At 60.8% G+C, this 18,036-nt stretch carries 14 protein-coding genes; 3 read left to right on the top strand and 11 right to left on the bottom strand.

The genetic code is table 11. From position 1 onward, the window contains the following. Window positions 1-63: 63 nt before the first annotated feature. From ACFSKT_RS32525 to ACFSKT_RS32515, 3 genes are all read right to left on the bottom strand, one after another. Window positions 64-1,404, bottom strand: coding sequence for a putative bifunctional diguanylate cyclase/phosphodiesterase (locus ACFSKT_RS32525; protein ID WP_377717323.1), 1,341 nt, complete (start codon window positions 1,402-1,404; stop codon window positions 64-66). Between the two features lie 249 nt (window positions 1,405-1,653). Next, window positions 1,654-2,388 carry a response regulator transcription factor gene (locus ACFSKT_RS32520; RefSeq protein WP_377717324.1) on the bottom strand — a complete coding sequence of 245 codons (735 nt, stop codon included), beginning with the start codon at window positions 2,386-2,388 and terminating at the stop codon, window positions 1,654-1,656. 134 nt (window positions 2,389-2,522) lie between these two features. Continuing rightward, window positions 2,523-6,359 carry a response regulator gene (locus ACFSKT_RS32515; RefSeq protein WP_377717326.1) on the bottom strand — a complete coding sequence of 1,279 codons (3,837 nt, stop codon included), beginning with the start codon at window positions 6,357-6,359 and terminating at the stop codon, window positions 2,523-2,525. 426 nt (window positions 6,360-6,785) lie between these two features. On the opposite strand from ACFSKT_RS32515, the gene ACFSKT_RS32510 reads away from it, so the two are divergent. After that, window positions 6,786-7,667 (top strand): helix-turn-helix domain-containing protein, encoded by an 882-nt coding sequence (locus tag ACFSKT_RS32510; protein WP_377717327.1) that lies wholly within the window; start codon window positions 6,786-6,788, stop codon window positions 7,665-7,667. Between the two features lie 88 nt (window positions 7,668-7,755). Here ACFSKT_RS32510 and ACFSKT_RS32505 read toward each other — a convergent pair whose 3' ends face one another. From ACFSKT_RS32505 to ACFSKT_RS32490, 4 genes are all read right to left on the bottom strand, one after another. Continuing rightward, on the bottom strand, window positions 7,756-9,228 hold the full coding sequence (locus ACFSKT_RS32505; RefSeq protein ID WP_377717328.1) for an HD-GYP domain-containing protein: 1,473 nt from the start codon (window positions 9,226-9,228) through the stop codon (window positions 7,756-7,758). 271 nt (window positions 9,229-9,499) lie between these two features. Further along, window positions 9,500-10,396, bottom strand: a complete 897-nt coding sequence (locus ACFSKT_RS32500) for a DUF4097 family beta strand repeat-containing protein (RefSeq protein WP_377717330.1) — start codon at window positions 10,394-10,396, stop codon at window positions 9,500-9,502. Continuing rightward, window positions 10,393-10,953, bottom strand: a complete 561-nt coding sequence (locus tag ACFSKT_RS32495; protein ID WP_377717331.1) for an HAAS signaling domain-containing protein — start codon at window positions 10,951-10,953, stop codon at window positions 10,393-10,395. The genes ACFSKT_RS32500 and ACFSKT_RS32495 overlap by 4 nt, the downstream gene beginning before the upstream one ends. Further along, window positions 10,950-11,270: a PadR family transcriptional regulator gene (locus ACFSKT_RS32490; RefSeq protein ID WP_148932273.1), complete on the bottom strand. Its 321-nt coding sequence runs from the start codon at window positions 11,268-11,270 to the stop codon at window positions 10,950-10,952. The genes ACFSKT_RS32495 and ACFSKT_RS32490 overlap by 4 nt, the downstream gene beginning before the upstream one ends. A gap of 357 nt (window positions 11,271-11,627) precedes the next feature. Here ACFSKT_RS32490 and ACFSKT_RS32485 point away from each other — a divergent pair, with 357 nt between their 5' ends. Beyond that, on the top strand, window positions 11,628-12,500 hold the full coding sequence (locus tag ACFSKT_RS32485; protein WP_377717332.1) for an aldose epimerase family protein: 873 nt from the start codon (window positions 11,628-11,630) through the stop codon (window positions 12,498-12,500). Between the two features lie 111 nt (window positions 12,501-12,611). On the opposite strand, the gene ACFSKT_RS32480 is transcribed toward ACFSKT_RS32485, so the two are convergent. The 3 genes from ACFSKT_RS32480 to ACFSKT_RS32470 form a co-directional block, all read right to left on the bottom strand. Continuing rightward, on the bottom strand, window positions 12,612-13,691 hold the full coding sequence (locus tag ACFSKT_RS32480; protein ID WP_377717333.1) for an undecaprenyldiphospho-muramoylpentapeptide beta-N-acetylglucosaminyltransferase: 1,080 nt from the start codon (window positions 13,689-13,691) through the stop codon (window positions 12,612-12,614). A 168-nt stretch (window positions 13,692-13,859) separates the two neighbouring features. Further along, window positions 13,860-14,810: a TRM11 family SAM-dependent methyltransferase gene (locus tag ACFSKT_RS32475; RefSeq protein ID WP_377717335.1), complete on the bottom strand. Its 951-nt coding sequence runs from the start codon at window positions 14,808-14,810 to the stop codon at window positions 13,860-13,862. Between the two features lie 73 nt (window positions 14,811-14,883). After that, window positions 14,884-15,810 (bottom strand): ArsR/SmtB family transcription factor, encoded by a 927-nt coding sequence (locus tag ACFSKT_RS32470; protein ID WP_377717336.1) that lies wholly within the window; start codon window positions 15,808-15,810, stop codon window positions 14,884-14,886. A gap of 162 nt (window positions 15,811-15,972) precedes the next feature. Between ACFSKT_RS32470 and arfA the strand changes: the two genes are divergently transcribed. Next, window positions 15,973-17,481 (top strand): arabinosylfuranosidase ArfA, encoded by a 1,509-nt coding sequence (gene arfA / locus ACFSKT_RS32465; protein ID WP_377717337.1) that lies wholly within the window; start codon window positions 15,973-15,975, stop codon window positions 17,479-17,481. A 76-nt stretch (window positions 17,482-17,557) separates the two neighbouring features. Here the strand turns inward: arfA and ACFSKT_RS32460 are convergent, their stop codons facing one another. After that, the gene (locus tag ACFSKT_RS32460) at window positions 17,558-17,890 is read right to left on the bottom strand and encodes a hypothetical protein (protein WP_377717339.1); all 333 of its coding nucleotides are present in this window, start codon (window positions 17,888-17,890) and stop codon (window positions 17,558-17,560) included. Window positions 17,891-18,036: the final 146 nt, after the last annotated feature.

Raw genomic sequence — 18,036 nt, 5'->3', positions numbered from 1 at the left:
CCAATGACCCGGCAATAAAAAGACGGACGCCGGCAGCGCCCGTCCCTCGGAATCGAATATAGGCTACGCCAACTTCGGCAAATGGGCGCCGACCCCGCGCGCCTCGATCGGGCGGCCGAGCAAATACCCTTGCAGCAAATCGCAGCCCCACTCCCTGAGGAGAGCCAGCTGTTCCTCCTCCTCGATGCCTTCCGCCACCACTTCCAACCCGAGCCGGTGGACGAGCATAATCATCGATTCGACGATGACCCGCTCCGTGTGCTGATGGCAAATCGGACGGATAAAGGAACGATCCAGCTTCAGCGTATGGATCGGCAGCTCCCTTAAGTAAGTCAGCGAGGCGTAGCCCGTGCCGAAATCATCCAGCGCGATCCGCACGCCCGCTTGGCGCAGCCGTTCAAGCGCAGCGATCGTCCTCTCGCCCGCCTCGAGCATGATGCTCTCCGTAATTTCGAGCTCCAGTCCGCTCGCGGGCACTCCGCACTCCTCGAGCAGCCGCAGCATGCCATCCACGAACGAGGGTACGCGCAGCTGCACCGGCGAGAGGTTCACCGCCATCACGATATCCGCGTGTCCTTTGGCGGTCGCCTCGCGATGTATACGGCACGCTTCCCGGATCACCCATTCGCCGATCGGCACGATCAAGCCGGTCTGTTCCGCGAGCGGCACGAATTCCGCCGGCGATATCGCGCCGAGCTCCGGGTGATTCCAGCGCAGCAGCGCCTCGAAGCCCCGCAATCGTCCGGATGCGGCATAAATCGGCTGATAGCACAGCGACAGCTCGCTCCGCTCGAGCGCCCCGCGCAGGGCGCCTTCCAGCTTCAATCTCCGCCCCGCTCGGGTCGCGTCCGCCTCGGTATACGCGCCGATCCGGTTGCCGCCCGCCGCCTTCGCCGACTGCATCGCCGTGTCCGCGTGGCGAAGCAGCTTCTCCGCGTTCCGTCCGTCCTTGGGGTACTCCGCGATTCCGATGCTGCAGGTCGGGTACAGCACGTGGCCTTCAACCACGAGCGGCGCCTCCGCCTGCGTCTTAAGACGGCTGATGCCATTCGTTTCCCCGCCCCGCAGACACGGCTTGAACAGCACGAACGCGTTGCCTCCGATACGGCAGGCCGCGAAATGAGCCAGTTCTTCGGTCTTGAACCGCTCCGCCAAGAGGCGCAGCGTCTGATCGCCGAATACCGTTCCTTTCGATTCGTTAATCAGATGAAACCGGTCGAAATCGACGACCGCGACAATGACATCCGCTTTCGCGCTGCTCGCGCGGGCAATGACCTGCTCCAGCAGCGTGAATGCAGCCAGCCTGCCCGGGAGCCCGGTCAATAGATCGCATTCCCCATGCGCGGCCCTCTCCCGCTCCTCCTCGTGCCGTAGCCATCCCCGTACCGGATAACCTGCGTCCATTCCTTCATGCTTCCTCTCCGCTTCATCCTGTGGTGTCGTACTGAGACCCCTGTGCGATGACGTTGTGTGATAGTCCGATTCTCACACAGATCCATTAGGAAAGTTAGACGATAATGATTAGAATTCCGTTAAAGGGGATTTTAGGCGGATTTCCTTTTAATTGCATAAAGTCTTTAGTCCTATGCATAAATCAAAAAAAACCGTCCTTCGCGCGAGTCGCGCATCGAACGGTTTCGAATTTGGTTCGTCTTATGAGCCGGATCGTGCACTGTTCTCCTGCACGTATTTATAGCCCACACCCCAAACGGTGCGGATGTACTTCGGCTCCTTGGGATTATTCTCTACTTTACGCCTCAAATTCACAATATGAACATCGATGGCTCGGTCGGTGACGAACGAGTCGAAGCCGCGGATGGCGTTAATGAGGTCTTCACGGCTGAATACTTTGCCCGGATGGGCGAGAAACAGCTTCATCAGTTCGAATTCCGAGAATGTCGTCTCGACCAGCTGTCCCCGGACGAGCAGCAATCTGCGCTCCGTGTCCAGCCGAATCGCCGTCTCGGCTTCCTTGCCGGTCTCCTGCGGGGCTTTGGCTGCCGCGGCCCCCATCTGCGAATGTATCAACTGGGCACGCCGGATTAACGCCTCCGAACGCGCGCTCAGCTCATGCATACTGAACGGTTTGCACAAATAATCGTCCGCCCCGGCCCGAAGCGCCTGAACCCGCTCGCTCACGTCCGTCTTCATGGATACCACCATTATCGGCACGCTGGAGAATTGCCGAATCCGCTTGCAGAGGTCCGTGCCGTCCCCGTCGGGCAGCATGAGATCAAGCAGCACCAGATCCGGCGTAACCGCTTCCAGCAGCTTAACCCCCGTCGCGCCGTCGAACGCCTGATGAACCTCGTAGCCTTCGCCCGACAAATACATCGATAGCATATCGCTCATCATGACGTCATCTTCAACGACTAAAATTTTATACATTGCGGTCACCTCGAAGCGAATTGAAGAGTGGCGTTGACTGCGTCTACTATCAATATACAATAGCGGGCACGGTCCAACAATAGATTGTTAGAATATTGTTAGGAAAGTGTGTCGATTTGGTAAGTAATGTGCAATTACTTGTCACTGCCCGCAAGCACTTTCAACATCGGGCGCAGTACTAGCTGCACGCATGCGGCGGCGCTGTTGATCGCTTGAATGTCGATGAGCTCGATCGGCTGCTTCAGCAGCGCTTCCAGCTGATCGGCCATGGCGGCGAGCTCGGCCGCCGACAGATTGCCGGCCGTGCCTTTGAGCGTATGGGCCAGCCTGCGCGCCGTCTGGTAGTCGCTCGCGACGAGCGCCTGGCGGAGCCGGTCGCCGAACTGGGCGCTTTCCGCGGCGAAGAGGTGCAGCATGTGGCGCAGAATCTCCCGCTTGCCGCCCACCCGGGCGAGCGCAGAGGCCATATCGATGCCGGGCACGCTCATTAGCGCGATCCCTTCGTCGCTTGCGTGAAGCGGCGAGTCGGAGGCACCAGCCGACATGGCGACGGCCGCATGCTCCTCTTCCCCGGCATGAAGCCATTTTAGCACGGTCTGACGCATTTTCTCCGCCTGGATCGGCTTCGTCAGCACGTCGTTCATGCCCAGCTTGTAATAGCGTTCATGGTCCTTCTTAATGACGTTCGCGGTCAACGCGATGATCGGCAGCTTGTCGAACCTCGGTTCCGAGCGAATAATCGTAGCGGCTTCGTCGCCGTCCATCTCCGGCATATGAATGTCCATTAGGATGAGGTCGTACGTATCGCCGCTATCGAGCTTCTGGAGCACCTCATGACCCGTCTCCGCCACGTCGACCGTAAACCCCCATTCGCTCAGCTGCTCGACCGCCACGAGCTGGTTAATCGCGTTATCCTCCGCGAGCAGAATCGTCCCCCGCCGCGGGAAGGCCTGCTCCTCGGCCGCCGCCGCTTCCGCTAGGGCAGCCTCGGCGGCGCTGACCTTACCCAGCACGGGCACCAGCGCCTGATAGAGCGCCATCCGGGTAACCGGCTTCACGAGAATGGCATCCGGCCGCTCCTTCGGCGGCAGCTTCAGCAGCTCCTCGCGCCCGAACGCCGTCGTCAGCGCGATCGTCCGCACGCCGGTCGCCTGCGCCGTCTCGCGGAACGACTGCCACGTATCGTCGCCGAACATATCCGGCATCTCGAAATCGAGCAGCACGGCGGCCGGCAGCGCGCCGATCCCCGCCCGCGCGAGGCGCTCCTGCGCCGAACGCCACGAGCCGTGCCCGATCGGCAGCAGCCCCATCTCCTCCAGCATGCCCGACCAATGCTGTTCCATGAGCGGATAATCCTCTACGACCCAGATCGCGTGCTCGCCGATCTGGTAAGGCTCGTTCATCGCGTCGGACTGGGCCGCGAACTGCAGCGTGAATTCGAAGCGGCTGCCGACGCCGGCCGTGCTCTCGTACGAGATCGCGCCGCCCATCATCTCGACGAGACTCTTCGCGATGACAAGCCCCAGGCCCGTCCCGCCGTATTTGCGCTGCGTGGCGGGGCCCGCTTGCGTGAACGACTCGAACAACCGCGCCTGCTGCTCCTCCGAGATGCCGATGCCCGTATCCTCCACGCTGAACCGCACGACCACGTCTTCGCCCGGCTCGAAGACAAGAAGCTGCACGTGCAGCTTGACGTGCCCCCGGTTCGTGAACTTGACGGCATTGCCGCACAGGTTGAGGAGCACCTGCTCGATGCGCAGCGGATCGCCGATCAGTGACGTCGGCAGCTGCTCCGGCGTCTCGATGAGAAATTCGAATTGCTCCTTGCCGCCGACGAACACGCTTAGAATATCCGCGAGCTTCTGCAGCATCTCCTCCAAGTTGAAGGAGACCGCGTTCAGCTCGATTTTGCCCGCCTCCACCTTCGAGAAGTCGAGAATATCGTTAATGATCCGAAGAAGCGCCTCCGAGGACGCCTGCATTTTATCCGCGTAATCCCGCTGCAGCTGCGTCAGCTCCGTCTTCTGCATCAGCCGCGTCAACCCGATGATGCCCGCGAGCGGCGTGCGGATTTCGTGGCTCATCCGCGCGAGGAACAGCGTCTTCGCCTGGCTTGCTTCGTCGGCCTCCCGCTTCGCTTCCGCCAGCATCTCGTTCACCCGGGTAATCTCCGTCACGTCGCGCGCGATGCAGGAGAAGAAGCGTTCGCCGGTGCCCTCGTCCTGATGGGCGACCAAGATTTTGGACACGTTGACGATCCGCCCGTCCGGCGCTTGCAGCTCGGCCATATTCTCCGTGAAGCCATGGGCGACTGCGTGGTCGATCCCGAGCAGCAGCGTCTCGACGAACCGCTCAGGCACCTCCTCGGCAAGCGGCGACTCGCCTGTTCCGGCCAAGCCGAGCATCGCCCTTCCGGCCGGATTCAGATAAATGAGCTTATAATCGGCGTCGAACGTCGCGATCAGATCGTGCGCCGCCTCCAGCACGGCCAGCTGGCGGCTGCGCGTCTTCTCCTCTTGCTTTTGCTTGGTAATATCGCGCGAGATTCCAACGACGCCAACCACCTTGCCGTCCCGGTCCGTAATCGCGCTCGAGCTGTGCGATACCGGAATCCGCGTCCCGTCTTTGTGCACGAGCACCCACTCCCGTTCGTAGTTCCTGCTGTCTGAGCGCTGCTCGCGCAGCACCGATATATCGGGCGCAACCGGTCGGCCCAACTTCGCGGAGAGCTGCTCCGCCGCCTCTGTCAGCGACTCCGGGGCGATGAACCGCAGCGGCGTGTGAACGCCGATAACCTCCTCCGCGCGGTAGCCGAGCAGCCGCTCCGCGGCTTTGCTGAAGTACGTGATCCGGTATTCCTGATCCACGACGATGATCGAATATTGATTTTGATTGATGATGGCTTCCAGTTGGTCGAACATCTCGCGCAGGTGAACCGTCATCTCGTTGACCGAATGCGACAGCCGCGTAATCTCGTCTCGCCCGGTCTCCGGCACCGGAATGACGTCGAATCGGCCGGCCGACGCCGACTCCGTCACGTCGGTCACCCGCTGAAGACGGGCAAGCAGCCGGTTAATGTATAACCAGAGCAGAAGCGCCATGACGATCTCCGCCGCCGCGATCCGCAGCACGGTCCGCCAAATCAACGGCGTCAGCGGCTCCTCGAACTCCTTCATCGCCACCTGTAGGCCCACTTGCCAGCCGGTCTGGGCGACATCGGCGTGGAACACGATCGACCGTCCTTTGCCCGAGCCCGTCTCGGCATAGCCGTGATCGCCCGCCAGCATGTCGTCGGCCGCTGCCGCGAAGGGCAGCTCCGGCGACCGCACGTTATAGTCGAACTCCTTGCTAATGTCCGGGTAGTACAGAATGTCCCCTTCCCGGTTATACAGCAGCACGATGTCCCGCAGACCGACGCGAAAATTGAGAAAGTGCTCCGCCAGCGTTTCCGTGCGGATCGCCGCGTTCAAATAGCCCGCCGGCTCGTTCGCTTGGCCTATTACCGGCAGCCTGATCATGAACAGGCGCTCCCCCGTCCGGGGGCCGATGAACGGATCGGTGATCGCCGAATCGCCGATGCTTGTCGATTCCGCCCACGGCCGCCAATTCGGACCAGCTTGGGTGCCGCTCGGAAAAAGAGTATAGCCCCGCCCGTCCGTATAGGATAGCGAGAAGTACGGCGAGTTCTTCCGCGACGTTTCGATATGAAGATAGGCGATTCGCTCGGCTGTGCTCCCGAAGCGTACGATCTCGGACCGGCTCATCGCCATCACTTCCGCCCGGCGCTCGTCCAGCCAGACGGATAGGCCGTCCGCGCTGCCGAGGACCTTGGTGTACGCTTTCTCGATCAGCGCCTCCTTGATCGTGGCTTTCGCCATCCGGTAATTGCTGATGCCGACTAAGGCGAGCGGCAGCAGCGTGATCATGACGACGAAAACGAGGAACTTCGTGCGGATCGAGATGTGGCTCATCCCATTGTTCGCCCTCCCGCGTAACTTTATGAAATTTTTCAAAAAATCGTCAATGGATCGCGAAGCATCAAGGCGTATCTCCGCATCGAATCTTGTGTTCCGGCTTGTAGTCCGGTGCTCATTTAGGGTTGCCTATACGCTGCTGCTTCGCCTTCTCGCCACCTTCTCGGTGCTGAATGATCGACTTTTTGCATGCAATACATGAACGGATTCTCCCTCTTTGTGGGAAGGGATTGTTTTCATTATAACGTCCCCCCCGGCGAACGCCTACTTGGAAACAAATTCCACAATTGCGACACAGACAAATTTGGAACCCGCTGGTAAAATAAAGGAGATTAAAACGATTTATCTAGTTGAATTTTAATCCCCTTATTGACTATACTTTGTCTAACAATCGCGTGACCGGATAGAACGAGGTGAAGAAGCTTGCCTGTTTTCAAAACGATTTTCGATACGCTGGATACGCCGATGGCACTGCTGAAGGGCGCTGCCGCCAGACCGTTCTTCGACCGGGTGAACGGAGCGTTCGTCCAGCTCGTCGGCCTGTCGCGGCAGGAGCTGGAGGGCAAGCCGCTTGCTGCCCTCTTCTCCGACTGCCAGTTGGAGGAATTAAGCGAAGCCGCGCGTGTCTATCCCCTTCAGGGCCGCCACGAACAAGCACCGCGGATCAAGCTCTCCTGCCGCAAGCTCGACATCGCCGTGGACGCGGTCTGGCTGCTGACGGCGGAGGACGTAAGCGCCGCGGAATGGATCGAGTGCCAATCGAGCGCCCGGCCGGTGCTGATGTCGGGCGTCGTCGAGACGGATTACGTCATTAGCCGACTGGAGAAGAGCCCCTTGGCCGCGGTGCAAGATCCGCCGCTGCAAGAACTGGAATACCTGCAGAAGTCCATCCTCTCCATTATTCACCCGGAGGAGCAGGATCGCACCATCGCGGCCATTCAGGAGGCGGCCCGCAGCCGCAAATCCAGCCACTTGACGATCCGTACCAAACGGTTGGCCGACGCGGTGGATCTGGAAATTCGCCTTCTCTTCCATCCCTTCTATGACGGGAGCGGCGAGCTGAAGCAATACGCGTTCGTCGTCACGGACTTGCGCCCGAACGCGGAGCCGATCGATCCGGCCGTGAAGCTGAAGATCGTCATGGCCCGCTGCAACATATCGGCTCAACAGCTGTCTGAGACAACCGGTATCTCCGTGCAGACGATCTCGAAGCTGCGCAACGGCAAGATTCGCAAGCCGCAGCGCCTGACGGCCGAGCTGATCGCCACGGAGCTTGGCGTCAAGCCGCAGGAGATCTGGAGCTAAAGCCGTACGGCTCGGGCCGCCCTCCGGCGGCATGCAAAGAGGGCTGTTCCTCGTCGACCTCGACGAGGAACAGCCCTCTATTGCGTGATCAAGAAACGACCGACGTCTTCTCCGCCTCGCTCGGCACCAGACGCAGCGTTCGATCCGAAGCGGCCGTCTCCAGAAGGAAGCGCGAATCGCTCGAAGCAAGTCTCGTCCAGCCTTCCACGCAGGCCGGGTCAAAGTGCGTGCCGCTCCCCTCCAAAATAATGGCCATCGCGTCCTCGTGCGACATCGCCTTGCGATACGAACGCGAGGACGTCAGCGCGTCGTACACGTCGGCGACAGCCGTAATACGGGCGAGCACCGGTATGCGTTCGCCGGCCAGCCGATCGGGATAGCCCGTGCCGTCCCATTTCTCATGATGGGAGCGGATGATGGACAGTTCGTCGGCGAAGAAGCCGAGCCGCTTGCACATGTCGTAACCCCATACCGGATGGCGCTCAATCATGCTTCGCTCCTCCGGGCTCAGCTTGCCGGGCTTGTTCAATATCGCGTCCGGCACCTTGATCTTCCCGACGTCGTGCACGACGCCGCCCTGCGCGATCGCGCGCAGCTCCTCGGATGAGCGGCCCATCTCTTCGGCGAGCCGCAGCGCATACAGCGCTACCCGCATGTTATGGCCGGCTGTGTATGCGTCCCGAACCTCGGTCGCCATGATCAGCGCCCGCACGCTCGGGGTAATGCACGCTTCGAGCCAAGCGCGCGGATCGGACTTGAACAGCACTTTCAGCGAAGAGCTGAAGGAGCCCTGCGAGAAATATTGACGCGCCAGCCCGTTCAGCATGATGACCATCGAAGCGAGCACCAGCACATGGTACAACCACCAGCTCAGCATCCATGCCTCGCCGGTAATCATAATATATTGTGAGGCGATCAACAGTCCGGTGCTGTAGACGATCGCCCGCTGAACCGGGAATCCGGCGGCAAGGTACGATTGACGGTAGTGGAACATCGTCCACAGACAGCCCGCGCATGTTAGCGCAGCCGCGATCCATTTGTACGGATGCTGGTTAATATGGAGCGACTCCACGGCAGCCGGCATCAGGAAGGCAAAGACGCAGATCAGGCCAAGCACCGAGCCCCATACCGGCATCAGGAAGCGCCGCCGCTGCGCCAGCCAGCGGACGAGCGGCAGGTCCGTCGGCGCCGCCGATAAGCAGAGCCAGCCGACGGCGAGCAGGATGCTCAGCTGGGACGCGATGCCCGGCAGGGTCGAGGCGTGGATGAGCAGTCCCGGCGTCGACAGCCCGTGTAGGATGAACAGCTCCGCGAGGGAGAGGTAGGCGAGCGCCAGAAACTCAACCTTAATATTGCGCAGCCGGTAGCCGGTGATGCCGACCGCCACCGCGAACAGCGTCGCGAGCGCGGCGATAATGCTGACGATATAGAAATGCCCCGACGGGGAATGAATCGAAACGTCGGCCGTATGCGCCGAACGCAGCCATTCGTAGCAAAACAAAGGGATCGTTGTCGCGAGCAGCGGGCCGAGAAGAAGCGCCGTTCTCTCTTTCACGCGCATGGTGATTCCTCCTGTATTCGTAGGCCGATATACCTTGCCAGTCTCTCATCTCAGAATAAGCGCACCGGTCCTTGTCCGTCAACGAAAACAACGTAAACCATTTGGCGGTAACTGAAACACGCAAAAAGCCGGCTGATCAGGAGCGTTCCCCTGGTCAACCGGCTTGTCGGCCGTGGTCCCTATTGCCCATTCCATTCCCGAAGCCGGCCGGGCCGCACGTCCCGCTAGCGGCGCTTCCCCGCTGCCGGCGTACCCGGCTACGAGCATCGCCTTATCGGCGCTCCAAATAAAGATTGCCCGATCCGGTCTCGACGGCGACGCTGACGTCCCCGCTGCCGAAGACGATCTGCTCTTTCACCCCATCCTCATCCGATTCCCGGCCGTCCTCCCACTCGTTCTTCAGGTCGCCCGACCCGGTTGCGAACTGAACAGTGGCCGACTCCGGCCGCTCAAGCGTGGCGATCGTCACGTTGCCGCTGCCCGTCTCCGCCTTGACGCTGCCGCTCAATTGATCCGCGGTCACGTAGATATTCCCGCTGCCGGTCTCGGCATCGACGGCGCTGGCCGCGACGTCGGTAAGCCTTAGGTTGCCGCTGCTGACATCCATCTGCACGAGATCCGCCTTGGACGATTCCGCATGGAGGTTGCCCGATCCCGCTTCCAGCTCAAGCTTCCGCGAGGTCAGGTTCTTCACGTGCACATTGCCCGAACCGATGCTCGCGATCAACTCGTCGATCTTCAAATCCGACAGCTCCACGTTGCCGCTCCCGCCGTCAATTACCAGCTTGCTCCACTGGCGATCAGGCACTTCGAGCCGCAAATCCACGTCCAAAATGTTGAGCCCGATCGAGAAGCCGGTGCTCGCCTTCACATCGACGATCAGCTCGCTGCCGCTCGGGACGAGCTTCACCTCGATGCGATCGAGAAACTTCTTGCTTGCGCGGCCGGTCAGCGTCGCCTTGAATTTGTCGCCAGCCCCCCGCACGATATCGATATCGGCGGCGCTTGCGCCCAGCTTGATCCGCTCGATGCCCGCGGCGCTCGCGCTCGCCTCTTTCGCCACTTCCACGGTGCCGAAGGAGAAGTCGCCTTCGGAGCCGAACGTCGCGACCGTGCCGACCGCTCCGGCCACGAACAGCGTCAATCCAGCTATGACCCAGTTTCTCATTTCGCCCGCCCCCCGATAATTCTGGAATTGAATTTCAAATAGTTCACGGTCATCCGCATGAATCCGCGCGTGACCACTTTCATGCCTGCCCCGGCGAGCATCGACAGCCCGATCAGCGTCATCGCGATAAAGGCGCCCTGCACCCGATTGAACGCCTCGCCGAACAACCCTTCATAAATCGCGTAAAGCGAGGAGATCCCGAGGGCCGCGACGACCGCCCACAGCGACACGATGACGGCCAGCAGCGCCACGTAGGGACCGAGGACGAAAATCAAGTTGAAGAAGCCCATGCTGACGGTCGTGAACACCGCCCGCGAGACCGAGGAGATCCGCCCGCTGCGCGCCGCTTCCTCAACCCGGTAGCCGAGCAGCAGCTCTCTGGCGATTTGCCGCGGGTCCCCGAGTTCACTCGCCGCCTCGGCATCGCTGCGTCCCTGCGCGGCCGCCATCCGAAAATGCTCCTCGTAATCGTACATCCATTCCTTCCGCAGCCCCTCCGGCACCGGAGCGAGCAAATCCCACAGCTGCTGCAAATATTGCGCGCGAATCGTGCTCATCGTTCCACACCTTCCTTAATGATTTCGTCCACGGCAATGGAGAACGAGCGCCATTCCGTAATGAGCGCCATCAGGTGCGAGTGCCCCTGCGGCGTAAGCTTATAATATTTGCGCGGCGGCCCTTCCGGCGATTCCCGCAAATACGTGGAGAAATACCCTTCCTGCGTCAGCCGGTTAAGCAGCGGATAGACGCTGCCGACCGCAACCTCGAACTTGGACGACATCGCCACCGCCAGCTCGTAGCCGTAGCGGTCCTCCCAAGCGGTAAGAGCGAGGACGCACAAATCGAGGACGCCTTTCTTGAACTGAACATTCATGCAACCGCTCCCTATGCGATATGGCTTGGTATTCAACAATGTAGAATAGCTTATCAAAAAAATATCGGGCTCCAATTGCTCCCTACAGCTATAGTATATGGCTTGCTATTCAATAATGCAATATAGCTTGAGAAAAAAATGGAAATTTCCCGCAAGAGCCCCTTTTTCGACGTTCGCCCGGTTCTTCTACAGGGTCAGGGCGACATGGCGATTGCCCTGGGTTTGGTGGCGCTGTTCGTCTTGTTCCGAAAACATACAAGCTGGAATACATGCGGCGTGAAACTTACGATTGTATTTCAAGATATGGTATGCTAACCCAGAGAAATCCGCCAAGTACGATAAATCGGAGGTATATGAATGAGCCAGTATGCAGTCACGCAGCATGAAGATGTCTACACGCTGTACACGTTAACCGACGCGTCCACCGATTCCTCGGTCACGGTCTGTCCCGAGCGGGGCGCCATCGCCATCAGCTGCCGGCTGAAGGGCGAAGAGCTGTTCTATCTGGACCGGGACACCTTCGTCGACCCGGAGGCGAACATCCGCGGCGGCAATCCCATTCTGTTCCCGATCTGCGGCCAACTCGTGAACGGGCGCTACGAATGGGACGGCGTCACGTATCCGATGCGCAATCACGGCGTCGCGCGCAACCGCCCATGGGAGGTCGTCTCGCATTCCGCCGAGGAAGAAGCGTCGCTCACCGTGCGCCTTGTGAGCGGGGAAGGCACGCTCGGCGAATATCCGTGGCACTTCGAGCTGCTGTTCACGTACGCGCTGAAGAACGGCGAGCTTCACATCCGCCAGTCGTACCGCAACCTGTCGGATACGGCCATGCCGATGTACGCCGGCTTCCACCCGTACTTCCGCATCTCGTCGAAGGCGATCGCGTACGATACCGACGCGACGCGCTATCTGGACTACAATGATAACGAAATCAAGCCGCTGGAAGGCGCGGTCGAGCTCGAAGGCTTGAAGGAATCGATCGCCCTGCTGGACGCCGGACGCAGCCAGATTGGTTTCCCCGGTCCAGATGGCAGCGGATCCGTCACGCTCCGCTACAGCGACGCCTTCAAATACGTCGTGCTCTGGCAGGTCGACGGCAAGCCGTTCATCTGCGTCGAGCCGTGGATGGCGCTGACGACCGAGCTGAACCGGCGCGAAGAACTCCCGATGGTAGCGGCAGGCGAAGAGCTGCAGCTGGAGCTGAGCATCGCTTACGCCAAGGCATAGGCCGATTAGACGCCTGAACGCTGCCGTTCGGCACGGTCGCGCGAAAGAAGGGCCGTATTTCCCGCATGGCGCCCGCCATGCCCGGAAATACGGCCCTTCCTTGTTGCCCGCTTAGCGCGATTTGGCGCGCTTCGCCGTCTGTTTAATGAGCTTGAACACCGCATTCAGCGCGTCCTGCCCGTCGCTTTCGTTCATCTTCGCGATATACGTCTCCCGGTCCCGGAACAGCGTGCCGACGCGTTCGAGCAGCGTGCCCGCCGTGAGCGATTCCTCCTGCAGCACCTCGCAGAATCCGGCGGCCTCGAACGACTCCGCGTTCAGGATCTGATCGCCCCGGCTCTGCTGGCGGCTGAGCGGTATGAGCAGCATCGGCTTGCGGAGCGCCAGAAACTCGAAAATGGAGTTCGAGCCCGCGCGCGAGATGACGAGATCGGCCATCGTCAGCACGTCGGGAAGTTCCGCCTGCACGTATTCGTACTGCCGGTAGTCCTTCGATTCCAGCTCCGGCAGCACGTTGCCTTTGCCGCACAGATGCACGATCTGGAAGTCGCGGGTCAGCATGCCTAGCGACGCCCGAACCGCTTCGTTGATGCGTCGTGCGCCCAGGCTGCCGCCCATAATGAGCAGCACCGGTTTGCCCGGCTTGAAGCCGCAGAACGCGCGCCCGCGTGCGGCATCCCCCTGCAGCAGCTCCTCGCGGATAACCGCGCCCACATGGTGCGCCTTGCCCGCGGGCAAATGCGACTCGGTCTCCGGGAACGTCGTGCAGACGCCCGTCGCGAAGCGAATGGCGATCCGGTTCGCGAGGCCCGGGGTCAAATCCGATTCGTGCAGCAGCACCGGCACCCGGTTCAGCCAAGCGCCGAGCACAACGGGCACCGAGACGAACCCGCCTTTGGAGAACAGCACATCCGGTTTCACGCGGCGGATGAGCCGGTACGCCTGCATTGCGCCTTTGACCACCTTGAACGGGTCTTTCACGTTCTGCCAATCGAAGTAGCGTCTCAGCTTGCCGGTCGCGATGGCATGATAGCGGACGCCCGGAAGCGAGCCCGCGAGCTGCTTCTCGATCCCGTTCTCCGAACCAACGTAATCGATCTTCCACCCTTCCTCTTGAAAACGCGGAATGAGGGCGAGGTTCACCGTAACGTGTCCGGCCGAACCGCCCCCCGTGAACATGATTTTCTTCATACTACCTCACCAGCTTATGTTAGTTGCTTGCGTATACCTCACCTTATGACAAGACGCCGTCCGATCATGACTCTCGCCGCAAAACCTTTAATGTGCAGGCTGATTGGTTTGCGTTCACGGTCGAGACCGGGAATGCAGCATTCAGCCGGAGCTGATTGGTTTGCGTTCTCAATCCGAAGAGCAGAGCAGCACGTGCCGCTCGAACCGTCCCTTGCGCACGACGCATCGGTCCAACACCGTCAGCCCGGCCAAAGGCAGCTCCTCGTCGATCGTCTCCGTCGTCACGATCGCGACCCGCGGCGCCAATCGCCCGGCAGCCCGAAGCATGGCGATCCGCGTCTCAGGGGACAGCACCGAACATAAATTATACGGCAAATCGACGATCGCCGCATCATATGTCCCTTCCCCTTCCATCTCCAGCAGATCGCCCCGCTTCACGACGTCCGGCATGCCGTAATGGGCCAGATTCGCCCTTGCGCCCCGAACCGCGAGCGGGTTGATGTCGCGACCGACGATATCAATGCCCATCGACAGCGCTTCGATGACGACCGTGCCGATGCCGCAGCACGGATCGATCGCCCTTGCCCCTTCGACGCGGGGCACCGCGATGTTCGCGACCGCCCGCGCGACCCGGGTGCTTAGCGCAGTCGAATACGGATGCGGCTTCTTATTGTGCGTCAGCCAGGCCGCTTCGGCCTGCTCGTAGTCGCCGAGCAGCCAGCGGCCGCCCGCATAGGCGAGTCCGATCAGCCGGTCGGGCCGCTTCATGTCCGCGCGCCCGCGGATCGCACCGCCGATTCGGCGCGCCGCGGCCAGCCGGTCCTCGTACGCGACGGCGCCGTCCGTCTCGACGAAGACCACCTTATAGGAGCCATCGCCGACGTCCAGCCGCGCGGCCGAAGCCGCCAGATCGTCAAGACCGGCGGCTTCCAGCATGACCCGCAACCTGCCCCGGATGAACGGACTGCGCGAAGGCGGGAGCAAGACGGCTGCGCGAACGCAGCCCTCCTCCGGGTCTTGTCCGAACAACGCGCGCATCTCCATCGCGCACAGCTCCGTCTCGTCCTCATGGCAGGCGACGGGATAAAGGTATAGGGGGGCCAAGCCGGCCTCGTTCATGATGCGAACACTCCTTTAATTCTACCGGCCTTGCGTCTCGCGCAGCCCTCGGCCCTCTGCCGTTCCGATCGCCTCACTGCCCGCCTACCCGGCGGTAGGTCCGGAACACGATATCCTGATTATAGTTGCCGAAGCCTTCGCCGTACAGCGTCATGCCGCCCACATGGGCCGCGTTGGCCGGCACCTCGAGCCGCAGCGTCCAGTCGTTGCGCGTCATCACGATATCCGCCAGCGTCACATCCGACAGCCGCTGCCCGTCGATGAACGTCCCCTCTTCAGTGACGCGCACCATTTTGAGCCAGCCGTACTGGTTGACCGTCCACCACTTCGGCGTGAGCAGTCCGCGTCCATCGCCCGGATCGCCCGGGCTCGTCCAGACGCCAAGCAGCGTATCGTTCAAGTAGAAATGAATGTCCGACGGCCAGTTCTCCCGCGTGCCCGGCGCCTCCGACCCGATCTCCAGCGACAGCTCGATCTCCTCAAGCGCTTGTCCGGGCAGCACGTAATTCGGAATGCGGTATTCGACGAACCCGTGCCCGAACCACAGAATCTGGGCGTTCATCCGTCCCGGCTCGAAAAAATACCGCGGATCGTCGAATTGGCCGATGACGCTGTCCGTCGTCGCCAAGCCGCAAGTCGGATGCACGTCGCAGCGCGTGTAATGGCCGATCGGAATCGCCACCTCCTGACAGTCGCGGCCGTCACTCTCGGCGCCGCCCGGCTCGGGAAGCGCCATCTCGACCCGGCTTGCGGCGAGCGAGCACATCTTGTGCGTCCCGCCGCCCCGCCGGATCAGCTCGGAGCGGATCAGCCCGCCGGTCTCCAGCTTCTTCGTATGCATCGTCACGATCGCGCTGGAGAGGCCAAGCGCCTGCGCCAGCTCCTTCACGTTCATCGGCCCTTCCGCGAGCAGGTCGAGTATGCGCAGACGGACGTCGCTGGCGAGCGCTTCATAGAGCGGAAGCCACTTGCGGTCCGTGTTGGATTGTATAATCGTCATTTTCGTTCTCCTTCATCAATAACTGCATTAACAGAAATATTAATTCAAAAAGACGGAAAAGAAAAGCTTGAAATCGCTTTTATGATCGTGTTTAATGTTGATGAAAGCATTAATTCATTAATCGGTTAATAATATAATTAATTCTAAACAGAGGTGACCTTCATGTCAATCAAAGCGACCATGATAGTGGATAAAGATTTCAAGATCGGCGAAGTTGACAAACGCATTTATGGCTCGTTCGTCGAGCATCTCGGCCGCGCCGTCTACGGCGGCATCTACGAGAAAGATCATCCGACGGCGGACGCGCAGGGTTTCCGCGGCGACGTGCTCGAGCTCGTGAAAGGCTTGGACGTGCCGATCGTCCGCTATCCGGGAGGCAACTTCGTCTCCGGCTACAACTGGGAGGACGGCGTAGGCCCGGTCGAGCAGCGCCCAAGCCGCCTGGAGCTCGCGTGGCGCACCATCGAGCCGAACTGGGTCGGCCTGAACGAATTCATGGACTGGTGCAAAAAAGCGAACACGGAAGCGATGATGGCCGTTAACCTCGGCACCCGCGGTCCTGCGGAAGCGCGCGACCTGATCGAATACGCCAACCATCCGTCCGGCACGCTGTTCAGCGACCTGCGCCGTAAACACGGCTACGAGCAGCCGCATGCCATCAAGACATGGTGTCTGGGCAACGAGATGGACGGTCCTTGGCAGATCGGCGCGAAGACGGCGGTCGAATACGGACGCATCGCCAACGAGACGGCCAAAGTCATGCGTTGGGTCGACCCGACGATCGAGCTGGTCGCCTGCGGCAGCTCGTCGCTGCACATGCCTTCGTTCCCGGAATGGGAAGCGACCGTGCTCGATTTGACCTATGACAATGTCGATTTCATTTCGCTGCACCAATACTATGGCAACCAATCCAACGATTCGGCCAACTTCCTGGCGCTCTCGCTCGGCATGGACAGCTTCATCAACACGGTCATCTCCACCGCCGACTACGTGCAGGCCAAGAAGCGCAGCAAGAAGAAAATCAACCTCTCGTTCGACGAGTGGAACGTCTGGTTCCATTCCAACGAAGCGGACCGCAAGCTCGATCCGTGGCAGATCGCGCCGCCGCAGCTGGAGGACATCTATAACCACGAGGACGCGCTCGTCGTCGGCTGCATGCTCATCAGCTTGTTGAAGCGCGCCGACCGGGTCAAAATGGCGTGCATCGCCCAGCTCGTCAACGTTATCGCCCCGATCATGACGGCCAACGGCGGCGCGGCTTGGAAGCAGACGATCTACTATCCGTACATGCACGCGAGCCTGTTCGGACGCGGCACGGCGCTCGTGCCGCTCATCCAATCGCCGAAGTACGATGCGAAGGACTACACGGACGTCCCTTACCTGGAGTCGGTCGCGGTGCATAACGAAGAGAAAGGCGAAGTGACGATCTTCGCGGTCAACCGCAACCTGGAGGAGTCGCTCGGCTTCGAGGTCGACCTGCGCAGCTTCGGCGGCTGCAGCCTGATCGAGCACATCGTGCTGGAGAACGACGATCTGAAGGCGGCGAACACACTGGAAGCGCCGGATCGCGTGAAGCCGCATACGAACGGCAATGCCCGCGTGGACGGCAGCAAGATCGAAGCGTCGCTGGCGAAGGCGTCGTGGAACGTGATTCGCGTGAAACTCGGTTAATATTTAGGCATGAAAGCGCCCGCGGGGTCTCCGCGGGCGCTTTTGCGCGCTCGTCGCCAAGGCGGATTGGCCGCCTTTACTTCCGGCCGCGCAGCCGCACGATTCTCACCGTGCCGCGCTTGGGCCGCTGAACCTCGGCTCTTGCTTCCGCCGCTGGCGGCTCCGGCCAAGGCGAAGGCAGCGTCTTCACCCGCGTCAGCCCCGTCCCCGCCGAGACGGCCCGCTTCAGAACGGCCGGCGCGAACGAGCTGCCGATGAACGCGGCCACTTCGGACCAATGTCCTTTCTTCATCAGCCAATAACAGGCCGTGCCGCCGATTAGATCATAGACCATCATTTGTTTCAGCATCGACACCGGTATGACGAACATGACGAACCGGCTCCGCTTGCGTCTGCTTGCGATGCTCACGATATCCTCCCTTATCCGTTCGACCCGATTGACGGGCTATTCTCCTGCTCCCTCCAGCTTATTCGACGAGGAAGTTGTCCCATGTATCCGGTCGTCCGCTTCAGAAAACATGACTATTCCCCGCTCGCGCCGCATTATATGGAAGA

Origin of the sequence: Paenibacillus xanthanilyticus, assembly GCF_042682185.1 — a bacterium.
GTDB classification, from domain to species: Bacteria; Bacillota; Bacilli; order Paenibacillales; family Paenibacillaceae; genus Paenibacillus_Z; species Paenibacillus_Z xanthanilyticus.
This window is presented reverse-complemented; position numbering and strand designations above follow the sequence as displayed.